Here is a 13,748-nt window from a genome sequence, read left to right as displayed (position 1 = left end):
CATTAACTTATATCTATGGTATCGGTTTACATACTTCACGCAAAATTTTGGATGCTACAGGGCTCGATTACAACAAGCGTGTATTCGAACTCAGCGAAGATGAAGCGGCAACGCTTGCTAAAGAGATCCGAAGCAGCGGTATCGCTGTAGAGGGTGACCTTCGTAAACAAGTTGCTATGGATATTAAAGCGTTGATGGATCTTGGTTCTTACCGTGGTCTTCGTCACCGTAAAGGTCTCCCATGCCGTGGTCAAAAAACCAAAACCAATGCTCGTACGCGCAAAGGTAAAAAGAAAACCGTCGGCTCAGCCACAAAGTAAGGGATTAGAGTATGGCAAAAAGAAAAGCAACCCGTAAAAAAATCGTAAAGAAGAATATTGCTCGAGGTATCGTACATATCTTGGCTTCATTCAACAATACCCTTGTAACGGTAACAGATGAAATGGGAAATATGATCGCATGGAGTTCGGCTGGTGCCCTTGGTTTCAAAGGTTCTAAAAAGTCAACTCCGTTTGCTGCTCAACAAGCAGTAGAATCTGCGATGGAAAAAGCAATGGTCCACGGAATTAAAGAAGTGGGAATTAAAGTTCAAGGTCCAGGTTCTGGCCGTGAAACAGCAGTTAAAAGTGTTGGTGCGATTGAAGGTCTACGTGTCTCTTTCATGAAAGACGTTACTCCACTACCACACAATGGATGTCGTGCGCCTAAGCGCCGACGAGTCTAAGGAGTTTAGCAATGGCAAGATATAGAGGACCCGTAGAAAAAATCGAAAGAAGATTCGGTGTAAGCCTTGGACTAAAAGGTGAGCGTCGTCTTGCAGGTAAAAGTGCCCTTGACAAACGTCCTTACGGACCAGGACAACACGGTCAACGCCGTACAAAAATTTCTGAATACGGTACACAGCTTCGTGAAAAACAAAAAGCGAAATTCATGTACGGTTTGAGCGAAAAACAAATGCGTTCATTGTTCGGTGAAGCAAAACGTCGTACAGGTAACACCGGTACGAACTTGGTAATGCTTCTTGAGCAACGTCTTGACAATGTTGTTTACCGTATGGGATTTGCAACGACTCGTCGTTTTGCACGCCAATTGGTAAACCATGGTCACGTATTGGTTGACGGGAAACGTGTTGATATTCCATCTTACCGCGTAAAACCGGGTCAAAAAGTAGAAATTCACGAGAAAAGTAAAAAGAACAACCAAATCGTTCGCGCGATTGAGTTGACCAACCAAACCGGTCTTGCGGCATGGGTTGACATCGATCAAGATAAAGCGTTCGGTATTTTCACACGTCTTCCAGAGCGTGAAGAGGTTGTTATTCCAGTTGAAGAACGTCTAATCGTCGAGCTTTACTCGAAATAATCATTAAAGAAAGGGCGTTCAGCATGAAAAAAATTAAGACATCACCGCTTCTTCCGAAAGAGTTTGTCGTCGAGCAAATCAGCGCGAACGAAGCGAACATTATTGCTTATCCGTTTGAAACCGGATTTGCAGTTTCACTCGCCCATCCGATCCGTCGCTTTTTGCTAAGCAGCTCGGTTGGATTCGCACCGATCGGTATTAAAATCGAGGGTGCTAAGCATGAGTTTGACTCAGTGCGCGGTATGCTCGAAGACATTTCGGATTTCATCATTAACCTCAAAGGGATCCGTTTCAAGTTGAAAAACGGTCTTAAAGAGAAAGAGATCACTTACAGTTTTGCAGGCCCTTGTGAAATCAATGGAAGTGATTTGGATAATGATGATGTCGAAGTGGTAACCCCAAATTCATTCTTAGCTACATTGAATGAAGATGCAACGTTAACGTTCAGCATTAAAATTCATCAAGGTATCGGATACGCTCCGAGCGAAGATGTACGGGATATTTTGGGTGATGGATACATTGCGTTAGATGCCTATTTTACTCCGGTTCGCCGAGCAACATACGCTATTGAAAACGTTCTTGTTGAAGACAACCCGAATTTTGAAAAAGTGGTTATCAATATCGTTACCGACGGACAAATTTCTCCGGTAGACGCTTTTAAAAATGCATTGGAAGTAATGTATGCTCAAATGGCTGTGTTTAACAGTGAAGTGAGCATCAAAGCTCCTGCTGCAACTGAGCGTGGCGACGAACATCCTGAACTTAAACGTTTGGGTGCACGTATTGAAGACCTTGGATTGAGTGCACGCAGTTTCAACTGTTTGGATCGCTCAAACATCAAATACATCGGCGAAATCGTTATGATGAGCCAAAATGATTTGAAAGAGGTTAAAAACCTCGGCAAAAAATCGTTTGAAGAGATTTTAGAAAAAATCACGGAATACGGTTACACTGTCGGGCAAGATTTGGCTGATGATCTCATCGGTGCAATCAAAAAGAAAATCGAAGCTGAATAAGCTTACTATAAAAGAGGAAGTATCATGAGACATCGTCACGGATACCGCAAGCTAGGTCGAACGAGCGCACATCGTGAAGCTTTGTTGACCAACCTTAGCATTGCGTTGATTGAACACGGTAAAATCGAAACTACGTTGATTAAAGCAAAAGAACTTCGTTCATTCGCTGAAAAATTGATTACAACTGCACGTGCCGGTGATGCTAACGCTCACCGCGCTGTGTTTGCTGTATTGCAAAACAAAGAGGCGACGAAATTACTTCTTAATGAAGTTGCCCCTAAATATACTGAGCGCAACGGCGGGTATACCCGTATCGTTAAAACTCGTATCCGCCGTGGTGATGCTACACCAATGGCATACATTGAACTCGTTTAACGAGTTCAATAACCCATCAACCCCTTAAATCGAGCTTCACTCGAAAACTACCCTATTTGCATTAGTACATGTTTAGTCCACTTCTTATACTATAACGCCATATTTGAGCTTTAAAAGGTACGATAACCATGATTCCATTTAGTGATGAAGAATTGATGCAACCGGTTCGGAATGTCATTGATAAAATACGTCCAAATCTTGCATTAGACGGCGGAGATATAGCATTTTTAGGTATAAAAAATGGTACAGTATATGTACAACTTCAAGGTGCGTGCATTGGATGCTCAAGCAGTGGAAATACTTTGAAATACGGCGTTGAACGTCAGTTGCGGATGGATATTCATCCGGAATTGGTCGTCATCAATGTACCACACGGTATGGAACATCAAATCGACGCACTATAATTTAGTCTGATTGTGCCGATATTAATAGAAGAAGAGGAGGGATTAATAATGAAAACAATCAATTTAACAAAAACCCTCAAACAAGCAAACGAACATTTTTTGGCGGGTCAATACACGGAAGCACTTCGAGATTACTCTTTAGCCCTTAAAGATTATCCGGAGTCTAAAGAAGCGTATAACGGTGCGATTCTATCCGATATGGCGATGAGCGGAGAGAGTGCCGGAGAAGCACTTTTTGACTACTATACGATATTACGAAGTGAAGATACCGATTCTGCGGACATTATTATCTCTGAAATTTTAGAGACGATGGACGGAACAATGGAACAACTTTCCGGGTTGTTTGATGAGACCGTGAAGCAGCGTTTGGCGTATGAAGACGGTATTATGTATACGGAATTTAAAGAGCTGGTAGAAAGTGATAATGACTTTAACCGTATTTTTGAAAATATAATGTTTTCAACCCGAGTCATTATTACCGAAAAAGAGGATTTTGTCGATTTTTTGGATAATTTGATCGATCATGGGTATAAGGAGATGGCACTGAGCTATCTTGAGAGCGCTCTTGGTGTCTATCCGAACGATCGACAGCTTCGCAATTTATTACGACGTTTAGCCAAGGGGAAAAGCATTGAAAATTGAGATTGAAGCTCAGCCTTATCGATACATAAGTGAAAATTCGAGTGATTGCGGCAGTGAATGCGCTTTTTTAATTACAAAACAAAATGAGAGATACAAAGAAGATGCGATTGCACGCGGTGCACACTCGATCATAACTCCGGATGAGTGTTGGAAGCTTTTCGGGCTGGATCGGATATGTGTTATCGGAATTACCGGAACAAACGGCAAAACGACAACGGCGAGTGCTATCTACTCATTGATGCTCGATTTGGGGCACAAAGCAGCGATGCAAGGGACACGCGGATTTTTTATGAATGACGCTCCCGTAGAGGGAAAAACATTAACCACACCGAGCGTACTTAATACCTATCGGCATATGGCACATGCGATTGCCGCAGGATGCGAATATTTTATTATGGAAGTGAGCTCTCACGCTATTGAGCAAGAGCGAATTGCCGGCATTACATTCGGTCTTAAAGTTTTGACCAACATCACCCAAGATCACCTTGATTATCATGAGAGTATTGAAGAGTACACCCGTATCAAAAACCTCTTTTTTCAAGACGAGACAAAGAAACTAATCAACAAAGATGAGGCGAAAGCGCAGTTCAATTTTAAAAATGCTTTTACCTACGGTGTTGAAAATCCCGCAACCTATAAAATTATTGCTTATTCTCTCAATAACGGTGTCAGTGGTGTCTTAAAATATTTTGAAGAGCATACCCCTTTTGCCTCTTCGTTGCACGGTTTTTTCAATCTTTACAATATTACCGCCGCAATGGCGGCAGTCCATTTGGTGACCGAAGAGAGCTTAGAGAAAATTGCCGATGCGGTTGAGAACTTCGGCGGTGTGAGCGGACGGATGGAAGTGGTGAGTGAAAATCCACTTGTTATTGTTGATTTTGCCCATACTCCCGATGGAATGGAACAAGTCCTCAATGCTCTTAAAGAGAAAGAAGTGCTCGTAGTATTCGGTGCAGGCGGTGATCGTGATCGAACCAAACGCCCTATGATGGGTAGAGTCGCCAGTTCTTATGCCAAAAAAGTTTATGTTACCAGTGATAATCCCCGTTTTGAAGATCCGGATACTATTATCGAAGATATTTTGGCGGGAATTGAAGACAAAAGCAACGTTTATGTTGATGTTAATCGCCGCAGTGCCATAGCACAAGCGCTCAAAGATCGCAGCGGAGATGAAGTTGTTTTGATTTTGGGCAAAGGGGATGAGACGTCTCAAATCATTTACGATCAGCATCTCCCTTTTGATGATCGTAGTGTTGCAAAAGAGTTATTGGCACAAATGTAAATTGCCCTAAAGCTCCCCTTAAAGAGTATGACTGCATGGTGGAGCTTAATAACCACGCGTTTATTTTGGCTATAATGCCGTAATTATTTTCCGGTGAATATATTCACCGAATCCATAAGGAGCAGCTGATGGGTCTTCCACAACCGGCGTTTTATATTTTCAAGTGTGAACAAAGCTCCCCTCCCGGGATGCCAAAACCGAGTTGTGTCAATCCGCAAACTCAGGATTTGTTTCAGCATTTGGCACAAACATTGATGCAAAAAGGTTTGATCGCTACGGTACAGCCGATTCGTACTTCATGTATGAATCGCTGTAATGTTGGACCTATTATGCTCGTTGAACCGGGACATGTCATGTATGCAGGGCTTACAAAAGAGAAAATTAACGAAATTATCGATCGTCATATTATCGGTGGCGAAGTGGTTCAAGAGTACGTAATCCCTGCAGAATTGTGGGATGCACCGATCACTCCGGCTGATATGATGAAGCAGATGGGCAGATAAGCAATGTTGATCGAAATGCTTTACAGTAAAATCCACCGTGCTACGGTAACGGATGCGAATCTTAACTATGTCGGCTCGATTACGGTTGATGAAGAGCTTTTGGAAGCGTCTAAAATGCGTGTAGGACAAAAAGTTGAAATCCTTAACATCAATAACGGTGAGCGGTTTTCAACCTATATTATTCTCGGCGAACGGGGACAGCGGGATATTTGCCTTAACGGGGCCGCGGCACGTAAAGTACATAAAGGCGATAAAATCATCATCGTTGCGTATGCAACCTACAATGATCAGGAACTTGAAAACTACAAACCGACCGTCGTTTTAGTCGATGATGAGAACGCTATCACCGACATAATTGAGAAGATATAAGCTCTCGCATGATACTATTTCGCTAAAAAATAGTGGGATAAATATGAAGCAGTTTGAAGCGTTTTTGGCATCACACCTTCCTAGTGTTCCAAGTTTTCATCCCCATTATGAGTTATCTTTACGTCAAATGCTCACGGGAGGGGGAAAACGATTCCGTCCTGCTCTCCTTTTAGGGGTTGTTCGAGCCTATAACCCCCTCTTAACCCAAAGTGCTTACCATGTGGCATTGGCGATTGAATTGCTTCATACCTACTCTTTGATTCATGATGATCTCCCTGCCATGGATAATGCCGATTTGCGACGAGGTATTCCGACACTGCATAAAACCTATGATGAAGTGAGCGCTATTTTAGCGGGAGATGCCCTTAATACGTATGCATTTGAAGTACTCTCCAATGCACCGCTCTCCGATCGCGTCATAGTTAAATTAGTTCACTCCCTCGCTCACAACGGCGGTGTAGCGGGGATGGTTTTGGGTCAGGCGATTGATTGCTATTTTGAGAATTACCGCCTCGAATTGGATCAAGTGAAGATGCTCCATATTCATAAAACGGGGAAACTGATCGCTGCATCTCTTCAAATGGGAGCATTCATTGTGGGACGCTCTGACATCGCGAACGAATTATATGATTTCGGAATTGATTTGGGGCTGTTGTTCCAAATCCAAGATGATATTTTGGATGTTACCCAAGATGATGAAAAAGCGGGGAAAACAACCAACAATGATGAAGCTAAAAATAGTTTTGTAACGCTGCTTGGCTTTGAGCGGGCGATGGAAGAAGCGAATACTTTAGCAGATAAAATAACACAAAGAATGGAAAGTTTTGATGAGAATTTGCAGCGTGAATTGTCACCAACACTTAACCACTACATTAACCGACACAAGGACTAAATCATGAGTAATGCAATGCGCCAAAAAATGGCAGATACAATCCGCTTTTTAGCGGCAGATATGGTTCAGCAAGCCAATTCAGGACATCCGGGCGCACCGATGGGATTAGCGGATATTGCCGTAGTTCTCTCTGAGCACATGAACCACAATCCGAAAAATCCGAAATGGCTGAATCGTGACCGTCTTGTTTTCTCAGGCGGCCATGGGACAGGGCTTATTTATTCCCTTTATTATCTGTGGGGATACGGATTGGAGATTAAGGATCTACAAAACTTCCGCCAGCTCGATTCCAAAACTCCGGGACACCCTGAGTTTGGTCACACGGCAGGGATTGAGATCACCACAGGACCTTTGGGGCAGGGGATAGCCAATGCCGTCGGTTTTGCGATGGCGTCTGCATATGTCGGAAACAAAGTTAACTCGGAAACGGCCGAATTGATCGACCATAATGTCTATTGTTTGTGCGGTGACGGTGACTTGGAAGAGGGGATCAGCTACGAAGCGTGTTCCATCGCAGGGCACATGGGATTGGATAATCTGGTATTGATTTACGATTCAAACCGTATTACGATCGAGGGATCGACTGAGCTCAGTCTCAGTGAAAATATGAGAGACCGTTTCGAGTCTCAAAACTGGGCAGTCTTGGAGATTGACGGACACAACTTTGATGAAATCGACAGTGCATTGACCCAAGCCAAAACGATCAGTCGTCCAGTACTTATTATCGCCAACACCGTTATCGCCAAAGGGGGCGGTAAAATGGAAGGGTCTCACCATGCACACGGTGCCCCTTTGGGACACGATGTCATAACAACGGCTAAATGTACAGCAGGTTTTGATCCTGAGAAGACATTTTGTGTTGAAGAAGATATTTTAGAGCGTTTCCGATGCGCTATAGAAAAAGGAGATCTAGCAGAACGCGAGTGGAATCACCGTCTTAAAGAGCTGCCGCTTTCGGAACAAAATGAAGCGTATGAGCAGTTAATGAACCCTGATTTCAGCCGTATCCAATGGCCTAGTTTCGAAAAAGCGGATGCGACCCGTAATACAAACGGAATTATTCTGAATGCGATTGCAAAAGCAATTCCGGGATTCTTAGGTGGATCGGCTGACCTCGGCCCCTCTAATAAAACGGAACTTGCCAATATGGGTGATTTCCCTAAGGGTAAAAACATCCATTTCGGTATCCGTGAGCACGCGATGGCCTCCATTACAAATGCGATGGCATTATACGGACCGATTATGCCGTTTAGTGCAACCTTCTTTGTTTTCAGCGATTATCTAAAACCATCCGCCCGTATTGCGGCGTTGAGCGGTATCCAACACTTCTTTATTTGGACGCATGACAGTATCGGTGTCGGTGAAGACGGCCCTACCCATCAGCCGATCGAGCATTTGAGTCAGTTTAGAGCATTACCGAATTTCTACGTCTACCGTCCGGCGGATGGTGTGGAAAATGTCAAATCTTGGCAAAAAGCCCTTTCGATGAAACACTCACCATCAGCCTTTGTCTGTTCACGCCAAAATCTTCCGTTGCTCCCTACCGCGGTTCACGGAGATGTTGAAAACGGCGGATACCTATTGGTAGAACGTAAAGATGCAACCGTGACCTTGATGGCATCGGGTTCTGAAGTCGGTTTGGCAATCGAATCTGCCGAACTCCTCTCATCACGCGGAATTGCCGCTAACGTTGTGAGTGTTCCGTGTTTTGACTTATTGTTGGAACAACCGCAAAGTTACATCGATACTATTATCAAAACAGGAACAAAACGTGTTGCGATTGAAGCGGCACGAGGTCTTGAATGGTACCGTTTTGCCGATACCGTCATTGCGATGGATGGGTTCGGTGCGAGTGCACCGGCCGATAAACTGTTTGAGAAATTCGGATTTACTGCGGAAGCCGTTGCGGCAAAAATCTAATGCAGGATTCTCCTGAATATTTAGAGAAGAAGCGTTTTTTTGATTCGCTGATTACCTTGTACGGCCGCAATGTCGCGGTCGAAGTATTGCGTGATGATGCGGTACAGATCCATAAGCTTCATCTCTCCAAAAGCAACCGCACCGATGAGACAATTGAAGAGATTATGGCGTTAGCCGAGATGCGCGGTGTGGAGATCAAATACCACACTAAAGAGTCACTTTCTCGTATCTCTAAAAACAGTGCACAAGATCAAGGGGTTGCTATCGATGTGGTATCCCGCAATTACCGAAGTGCCGCCAATATCGAAACCGATTTACCGAACTCTTTCCGCCTTTTAGCGTTGGATGGGATCAACAACCCCCAAAATCTTGGAATGATTGTCCGTTCCGCTGCGGCGAGTAAGATCGACGGGATTGTACTGCCCCGTCGCAACAGCACAAAGCTCTCTCCTTTGGTGATGAAAGCCTCAGCGGGGACATTGTTTAAAATACCGATCTATTATTGTGAAGATTTGTCTGAAATTTTAGGGCTGAGAGATACGGCAATCATTACCCTCTCCTCTCATGCCAAAGAAGATATTCATACACTGAAAATTCCGTCTCGCGCTATTTTTGTGTTAGGTAATGAATCTGAAGGGGTCAGCGATGCGGTGATGCGTGCCTCGACCCACAGTGTATCGATAGAAATGCATCGCGGAGTGGAGTCACTCAATGTTGCCGTAACAGCAGGGATCGTTAGTTTCCTGCCATAAGGGAATAAGGTCGGCGGATATCAGAAATAACTTCTCCGACACTCATGTGCCGGCTTTTTCGCAAAAACTCCCGTCCCTGAAAAAAGATAAGCACCGTAGGAATCGTAAAAACGGTAAAATGGGATGCGATTTCAGGGGTTTCAGCGATATCGATACTTTCAATAACAAAAGTTGGAAATTCTGTCCTAATCGCCTCAACCAATTTTGGTTTTAGGGCATGACAGACGTTACAGGTGGGTGCGCTAAAATAGAGCATGACCGCATCATTCGTATTTAGGGTTTGGTTGAGTAGTTCTAAGGTTTGCATAAAAGGATTATAATGAAATTCAGTCGTGCTTATGTTGAAATAACCAATGTTTGCGGACTCTCATGCAGTTTTTGCCCTCCGAAAACAAAACCGTCCACAACGATGGAACTCCCATTTTTTAAAAAAGTAGTCGAAGAGTTATTTCCGTATACAAATGAAATTGCGCTCCATGTGATGGGTGATCCAATGGTGTTGAGTAATGTGGGAGAGTATCTTGATATTGCGCATCACGTTGGATTAAAAGTAATGATAACCACCAGCGGATTTTATCTCGATTCCATCCGTCGTAAACCCCTTTTTCACCCTTCTCTTCGGCAGATCAATATCTCTCTCAACAGTTTCAATAAAAACAGTGTTTCAAGAACCTTTGAAAGCTATATGGAGCCTATTTTAGAGTTGTGTGATGAGAAACTTTCCACAAATAGCGATTTTTTTATCAATTTGAGACTTTGGAATTTGGATGATGAGAGAAGTGAGAACGCTTTTAATGAACGATTGTCTGAACTTTTGGAGAGCCATTTTGATTTGGCGGAGGGGATGATTGCCTCTTTGATTAGCGGAGAGCGCCAATCGATTCGATTGGCCTCCAAAATACTGCTCCATTTTGATCACTATTTTGAATGGCCGAATCTGGAGAATGCGTTTGTCGGTGATGGCTATTGCCAAGGATTGAGCAAGCAAATAGGGATTTTATCGGATGGTCGTGTAGTACCGTGTTGCTTGGACTCAGAAGGGATTATGGAACTGGGTAACCTTAGAGAGACAAATTTGGGTAAAATTCTGACATCAAAACGCTCTTCCGCGATAACTGACGGTTTTTCCAAGGGAATCTGCAGTGAAGAGTTGTGCCAAAAGTGCTCCTATAAAGGGCGATTTAACAAAGAGGAGTAGGCTCATGATTAAATGTTATGTCCGTAATGAAAATGCGATAGCGTTTATCGATACAATGTCAGAACTCGATGGAGAAGTAATCGATAAAGTTATTTGGATCGATATGCTGATGCCGACGTATGATGAGATCGTTTTTATTGAGAATACGTTCAATATAAAATTTCCGACCAAACAAGAGACGGAAGAGATTGAAATCAGTTCACGCTACTGGGAAGAGTCTGATCGGATTGAGATCAACAGCTATTTTTTAGTCACCAGACCTGAGAGTTCTCACAATGAAACCGTCTCTTTTATCCTTTACCGTGATTTATTGATCTCTATACGCTACACTTCACTTTATACGTTTGATGAATTTAACCGAAAATTTTTCGCTACTCCGAAACAGTTTGAGACAGGATATGATATCTTTTGCCAAATTTTAGATATTAGAATTGATGCGGATGCAGATATTATTGAAAAGTTATCAAAAGATATTACTCGAGTCCGAAAACATGTTTTGACTGATTATACCAATGAAGATGAAGAAATTTTGGAACGAATCTCTTCATTGGAAGATCTGAATATGCAGCTTCGCGAAAATTTGAACGACAAGCAGCGAATATTGAGTTCCTTTTTAAAATCCAGTAAATACAAACATGCATTAAAACATGATGTTACAATCATGCTAAAAGATATCAAATCGCTGATTGATTATACCGATTTTAATTTTGAGAGGCTTGATTACCTTCAAAATATTTTCGTCGGTGTATTGAGCATTGAGCAAAATAAAGTTATCAAGATGTTTACGATTGTGAATGTTGTATTTCTACCGCCAACCTTGATAGCAAGCATATACGGAATGAACTTTGATCTTCTTCCTGAGCTTCACTGGAAATATGGGTATTTAATGTCTATCGGTATGATGATTATCTCATCTATTTTACCGGTATATATATTTAAACGAAAAGGGTGGATTTGATCCTATCATTGATTATGGTATGATTCTTTCTATTACTCTCTTATAATAAGGATAAAGACTTGGACAGGCGGATACGCTATTTTATTGAAGACTATTGGGATATTTTTATCGGTATTATCTCTATTGCTCTTGCTTTTATTTTTCATGCACAGCATGATTCTCTTATGGCGACACTGTTCGCCGCGGTCGGTATTGCCGCCCTTTCCCTGACCGTTGCCGAAGTGGCTGATATCCTCTCTGAACGCCTTCAAGAACCGTATGGCAGTTTTGTTCTCACTTTTAGTGCCGTAGCGGTTGAAATCATCCTTCTGTATGTTATTTTGTTGGAGGTCAAACACTCTCCCGAAGTATTAGAGACGGTTAAGGGGGGGATTATTTCCGCTGTAATCGTCGATTTAAATGTACTTTTAGGGCTTGCGGTATTTTTAGGGGGATTGGCCTATACGCAGCAGCAGCACAACAAAGAGACCTCCAGCGCCTACAGCACCGTCTTGTTTGTCGCATCGAGCGCTTTGTTGGTGCCGGGGCTGTTGAGCCATACCGAACATGGAAGTGAATCCTTAACCCAAGTCAGCCATTTGATCGCAGGGGTATTGCTATTTTTCTATATCATCATTTTTATTTTTCAAACCCGTACCCATACCCATTTTTTTAAGGCAACGGCACGTAGCCGCTTTTTCCGTTTGAAACGAAAGCTTCAAGAGGAGGAAGACGCGGAGATCGATGAAAATGAGACGAGTGACTATATTTTTGAGCACCTCAGTACAGCTTTTAATTTCGGGGTAATTTTCTTTTTTATCGCAATTATTGCTTTCGGGGCGGAAATCTTTGCGGGCGAAGGGGTTCATATCGCTAAAGAGTATGGTATTTCTGCCGGATTGGCCGGATTGGTTATTGCGATCATCAGTGTCTCTCCCGAAATCTTTACGGCAGTTCGTGCCGCGCGTAATGATCAGATTCAGCGCGTTGTTAACATTGCTATGGGGGCTTCTACGGTATCGATCATCCTGACGGTACCGATTTTGATGATGTTGGCCTACTTCTCAGGGATCAATTTGACTCTCGATTTTAATCCGCTTCAAATCGGTGCATTGTTGCTGACGATTCTTTTGGTGTGGAAAACGACCGATGAGGGGGAAACCAACTATTTTGAGGGGGCATCGCATATGATGTTCTTCCTCAGCTATGCCATTATCGCTGCGTATTACTGATGATCATCCTTTTTTCACCGAGCGAAGGGAAGCGGGAGGGGGGAATACTCCCCCCTCTCACACAACAAAGCCTCCTTTTCCCTGAACTCTATCCGAAACGTCTCGCAGTCATTGAACAGTATCAGACCTTGACACAACAAGGCTCTGATGAGGAGTTGTATGAACTCTTCGGGATCAAAGAGACTAAAGAGTACGGACGGTACAAACACCCTTTTGCAACAGTACCCACTATGAAAGCGATTGAGCGCTACGATGGGGTAGCGTATGATTATCTTACTTATACGCAACTCACACTGCAAGCACAAGCTTATATTGATACCCATACGATTATTTTCTCCAATCTTTTTGGACCGATCCGTGCGGGCGATGCTATTCCCGATTACAAACTTAAGCAAGGTGCTTCCATCGGATCGTTTCTACCCGACAAGCATTATAAAGAGGGTTTTAGTGACGCATTAAATGAGATGATCGGAGATCATGAGATTTTAGATTTGCGTGCTGGGTATTACGACAAATTTTATATCCCAAGAAAACAGTGTGTCACCTTGAAATTTCTCAAGGGGGGGAAAGTGGTAAGTCACTGGGCAAAAGCGTATCGCGGAACCCTTTTGCGTGAAGCTGCTCTCCATCAAGTCCGATCCATACAAGAACTATTGGCCTTGAATATAGAGGGGTTATTTTTAAGCGAAATTGTTGAGACGAAAAAGAAAAAAGAGGTTATTTATACAATCGTATGAGTTTCTCTAAAATAGGCTTGACATTTTAGGAAAGAGTGTATATAATTTCGGCTCCATTTCACCAATGCCGGCATAGCTCAGTTGGCTAGAGCAATTGATTTGTAATCAATAGGCCCGGGGTTCA

18 protein-coding genes are annotated in these 13,748 nt (G+C 43.0%); 17 read left to right on the top strand and 1 reads right to left on the bottom strand.

The annotated features are described in order from the left end of the window. From rpsM to A2517_RS03235, 13 genes are all read left to right on the top strand, one after another. On the top strand, window positions 1-320 hold a 320-nt coding region (gene rpsM / locus A2517_RS03295), incomplete at its 5' end, for a 30S ribosomal protein S13 (protein WP_294894098.1). Window positions 321-331: 11 nt separating this feature from the next. Beyond that, on the top strand, window positions 332-724 hold the full coding sequence (gene rpsK, locus A2517_RS03290; RefSeq protein ID WP_013461152.1) for a 30S ribosomal protein S11: 393 nt from the start codon (window positions 332-334) through the stop codon (window positions 722-724). 11 nt (window positions 725-735) lie between these two features. Beyond that, complete coding sequence (rpsD, locus tag A2517_RS03285) at window positions 736-1,362, top strand: 30S ribosomal protein S4 (RefSeq protein ID WP_013461151.1); 627 nt, start codon at window positions 736-738, stop codon at window positions 1,360-1,362. 23 nt (window positions 1,363-1,385) lie between these two features. Beyond that, window positions 1,386-2,378 (top strand): DNA-directed RNA polymerase subunit alpha, encoded by a 993-nt coding sequence (locus tag A2517_RS03280; protein WP_294894094.1) that lies wholly within the window; start codon window positions 1,386-1,388, stop codon window positions 2,376-2,378. Between the two features lie 24 nt (window positions 2,379-2,402). After that, complete coding sequence (gene rplQ / locus A2517_RS03275; protein ID WP_294894092.1) at window positions 2,403-2,753, top strand: 50S ribosomal protein L17; 351 nt, start codon at window positions 2,403-2,405, stop codon at window positions 2,751-2,753. Between the two features lie 128 nt (window positions 2,754-2,881). Next, a complete protein-coding gene (locus A2517_RS03270) occupies window positions 2,882-3,157 on the top strand; it encodes a NifU family protein (RefSeq protein ID WP_294894090.1) in 276 nt (91 codons plus the stop codon). Between the two features lie 48 nt (window positions 3,158-3,205). After that, a complete protein-coding gene (locus A2517_RS03265; protein WP_294894089.1) occupies window positions 3,206-3,799 on the top strand; it encodes a hypothetical protein in 594 nt (197 codons plus the stop codon). Beyond that, window positions 3,789-5,084 (top strand): UDP-N-acetylmuramoyl-L-alanyl-D-glutamate--2,6-diaminopimelate ligase, encoded by a 1,296-nt coding sequence (locus A2517_RS03260; protein WP_294894087.1) that lies wholly within the window; start codon window positions 3,789-3,791, stop codon window positions 5,082-5,084. The genes A2517_RS03265 and A2517_RS03260 overlap by 11 nt, the downstream gene beginning before the upstream one ends. A 128-nt stretch (window positions 5,085-5,212) precedes the next feature. Next, a complete protein-coding gene (locus A2517_RS03255; RefSeq protein WP_294894085.1) occupies window positions 5,213-5,587 on the top strand; it encodes a (2Fe-2S) ferredoxin domain-containing protein in 375 nt (124 codons plus the stop codon). Window positions 5,588-5,590: 3 nt separating this feature from the next. Continuing rightward, window positions 5,591-5,956 (top strand): aspartate 1-decarboxylase, encoded by a 366-nt coding sequence (gene panD, locus A2517_RS03250; protein ID WP_294894083.1) that lies wholly within the window; start codon window positions 5,591-5,593, stop codon window positions 5,954-5,956. A 43-nt stretch (window positions 5,957-5,999) separates the two neighbouring features. After that, window positions 6,000-6,848, top strand: a complete 849-nt coding sequence (locus A2517_RS03245) for a polyprenyl synthetase family protein (RefSeq protein ID WP_294894081.1) — start codon at window positions 6,000-6,002, stop codon at window positions 6,846-6,848. A 3-nt stretch (window positions 6,849-6,851) separates the two neighbouring features. Next, the gene (tkt, locus tag A2517_RS03240; RefSeq protein ID WP_294894079.1) at window positions 6,852-8,768 is read left to right on the top strand and encodes a transketolase; all 1,917 of its coding nucleotides are present in this window, start codon (window positions 6,852-6,854) and stop codon (window positions 8,766-8,768) included. Further along, window positions 8,768-9,520 (top strand): RNA methyltransferase, encoded by a 753-nt coding sequence (locus A2517_RS03235; protein ID WP_294894077.1) that lies wholly within the window; start codon window positions 8,768-8,770, stop codon window positions 9,518-9,520. Before tkt ends, A2517_RS03235 begins: the two co-directional genes overlap by 1 nt. Here A2517_RS03235 and A2517_RS03230 read toward each other — a convergent pair. Further along, a complete protein-coding gene (locus tag A2517_RS03230) occupies window positions 9,504-9,827 on the bottom strand; it encodes a co-chaperone YbbN (RefSeq protein WP_294894074.1) in 324 nt (107 codons plus the stop codon). The genes A2517_RS03235 and A2517_RS03230 overlap by 17 nt on opposite strands. A 12-nt stretch (window positions 9,828-9,839) precedes the next feature. Here A2517_RS03230 and A2517_RS03225 point away from each other — a divergent pair, with 12 nt between their 5' ends. The 4 genes from A2517_RS03225 to A2517_RS03210 are packed head-to-tail and all read left to right on the top strand — an operon-like array spanning window position 9,840 to window position 13,624. Continuing rightward, complete coding sequence (locus A2517_RS03225) at window positions 9,840-10,718, top strand: SPASM domain-containing protein (protein WP_294894073.1); 879 nt, start codon at window positions 9,840-9,842, stop codon at window positions 10,716-10,718. Window positions 10,719-10,722: 4 nt separating this feature from the next. Further along, window positions 10,723-11,676 carry a magnesium/cobalt transporter CorA gene (gene corA, locus A2517_RS03220; RefSeq protein ID WP_294894071.1) on the top strand — a complete coding sequence of 318 codons (954 nt, stop codon included), beginning with the start codon at window positions 10,723-10,725 and terminating at the stop codon, window positions 11,674-11,676. Window positions 11,677-11,735: 59 nt separating this feature from the next. Next, a complete protein-coding gene (locus A2517_RS03215) occupies window positions 11,736-12,887 on the top strand; it encodes a sodium:proton exchanger (RefSeq protein ID WP_294894069.1) in 1,152 nt (383 codons plus the stop codon). Beyond that, window positions 12,887-13,624 (top strand): YaaA family protein, encoded by a 738-nt coding sequence (locus A2517_RS03210; RefSeq protein ID WP_294894067.1) that lies wholly within the window; start codon window positions 12,887-12,889, stop codon window positions 13,622-13,624. The genes A2517_RS03215 and A2517_RS03210 overlap by 1 nt, the downstream gene beginning before the upstream one ends. Window positions 13,625-13,748 lie beyond the last annotated feature (124 nt).

Origin of the sequence: Sulfuricurvum sp. RIFOXYD12_FULL_44_77 (assembly GCF_001830725.1) — a bacterium.
GTDB lineage: Bacteria > Campylobacterota > Campylobacteria > Campylobacterales > Sulfurimonadaceae > Sulfuricurvum > Sulfuricurvum kujiense_A.
This window is presented reverse-complemented; position numbering and strand designations above follow the sequence as displayed.

What these genes read in the sequence shown, in the direction of transcription:
- A2517_RS03235 (WP_294894077.1), top strand. Translation starts at nt 8,768, where the DNA reads ATGCAGGATTCTCCTGAATATTTAGAGAAGAAGCGTTTTTTTGATTCG.
- corA (WP_294894071.1), top strand. Translation starts at nt 10,723, where the DNA reads ATGATTAAATGTTATGTCCGTAATGAAAATGCGATAGCGTTTATCGAT.
- A2517_RS03255 (WP_294894085.1), top strand. Translation starts at nt 5,213, where the DNA reads ATGGGTCTTCCACAACCGGCGTTTTATATTTTCAAGTGTGAACAAAGC.
- rpsK (WP_013461152.1), top strand. Translation starts at nt 332, where the DNA reads ATGGCAAAAAGAAAAGCAACCCGTAAAAAAATCGTAAAGAAGAATATT.
- A2517_RS03210 (WP_294894067.1), top strand. Translation starts at nt 12,887, where the DNA reads ATGATCATCCTTTTTTCACCGAGCGAAGGGAAGCGGGAGGGGGGAATA.
- rplQ (WP_294894092.1), top strand. Translation starts at nt 2,403, where the DNA reads ATGAGACATCGTCACGGATACCGCAAGCTAGGTCGAACGAGCGCACAT.
- A2517_RS03230 (WP_294894074.1), bottom strand. Translation starts at nt 9,827, where the DNA reads ATGCAAACCTTAGAACTACTCAACCAAACCCTAAATACGAATGATGCG.
- A2517_RS03225 (WP_294894073.1), top strand. Translation starts at nt 9,840, where the DNA reads ATGAAATTCAGTCGTGCTTATGTTGAAATAACCAATGTTTGCGGACTC.
- A2517_RS03280 (WP_294894094.1), top strand. Translation starts at nt 1,386, where the DNA reads ATGAAAAAAATTAAGACATCACCGCTTCTTCCGAAAGAGTTTGTCGTC.
- tkt (WP_294894079.1), top strand. Translation starts at nt 6,852, where the DNA reads ATGAGTAATGCAATGCGCCAAAAAATGGCAGATACAATCCGCTTTTTA.
- rpsD (WP_013461151.1), top strand. Translation starts at nt 736, where the DNA reads ATGGCAAGATATAGAGGACCCGTAGAAAAAATCGAAAGAAGATTCGGT.
- A2517_RS03245 (WP_294894081.1), top strand. Translation starts at nt 6,000, where the DNA reads ATGAAGCAGTTTGAAGCGTTTTTGGCATCACACCTTCCTAGTGTTCCA.
- panD (WP_294894083.1), top strand. Translation starts at nt 5,591, where the DNA reads ATGTTGATCGAAATGCTTTACAGTAAAATCCACCGTGCTACGGTAACG.
- A2517_RS03265 (WP_294894089.1), top strand. Translation starts at nt 3,206, where the DNA reads ATGAAAACAATCAATTTAACAAAAACCCTCAAACAAGCAAACGAACAT.
- A2517_RS03270 (WP_294894090.1), top strand. Translation starts at nt 2,882, where the DNA reads ATGATTCCATTTAGTGATGAAGAATTGATGCAACCGGTTCGGAATGTC.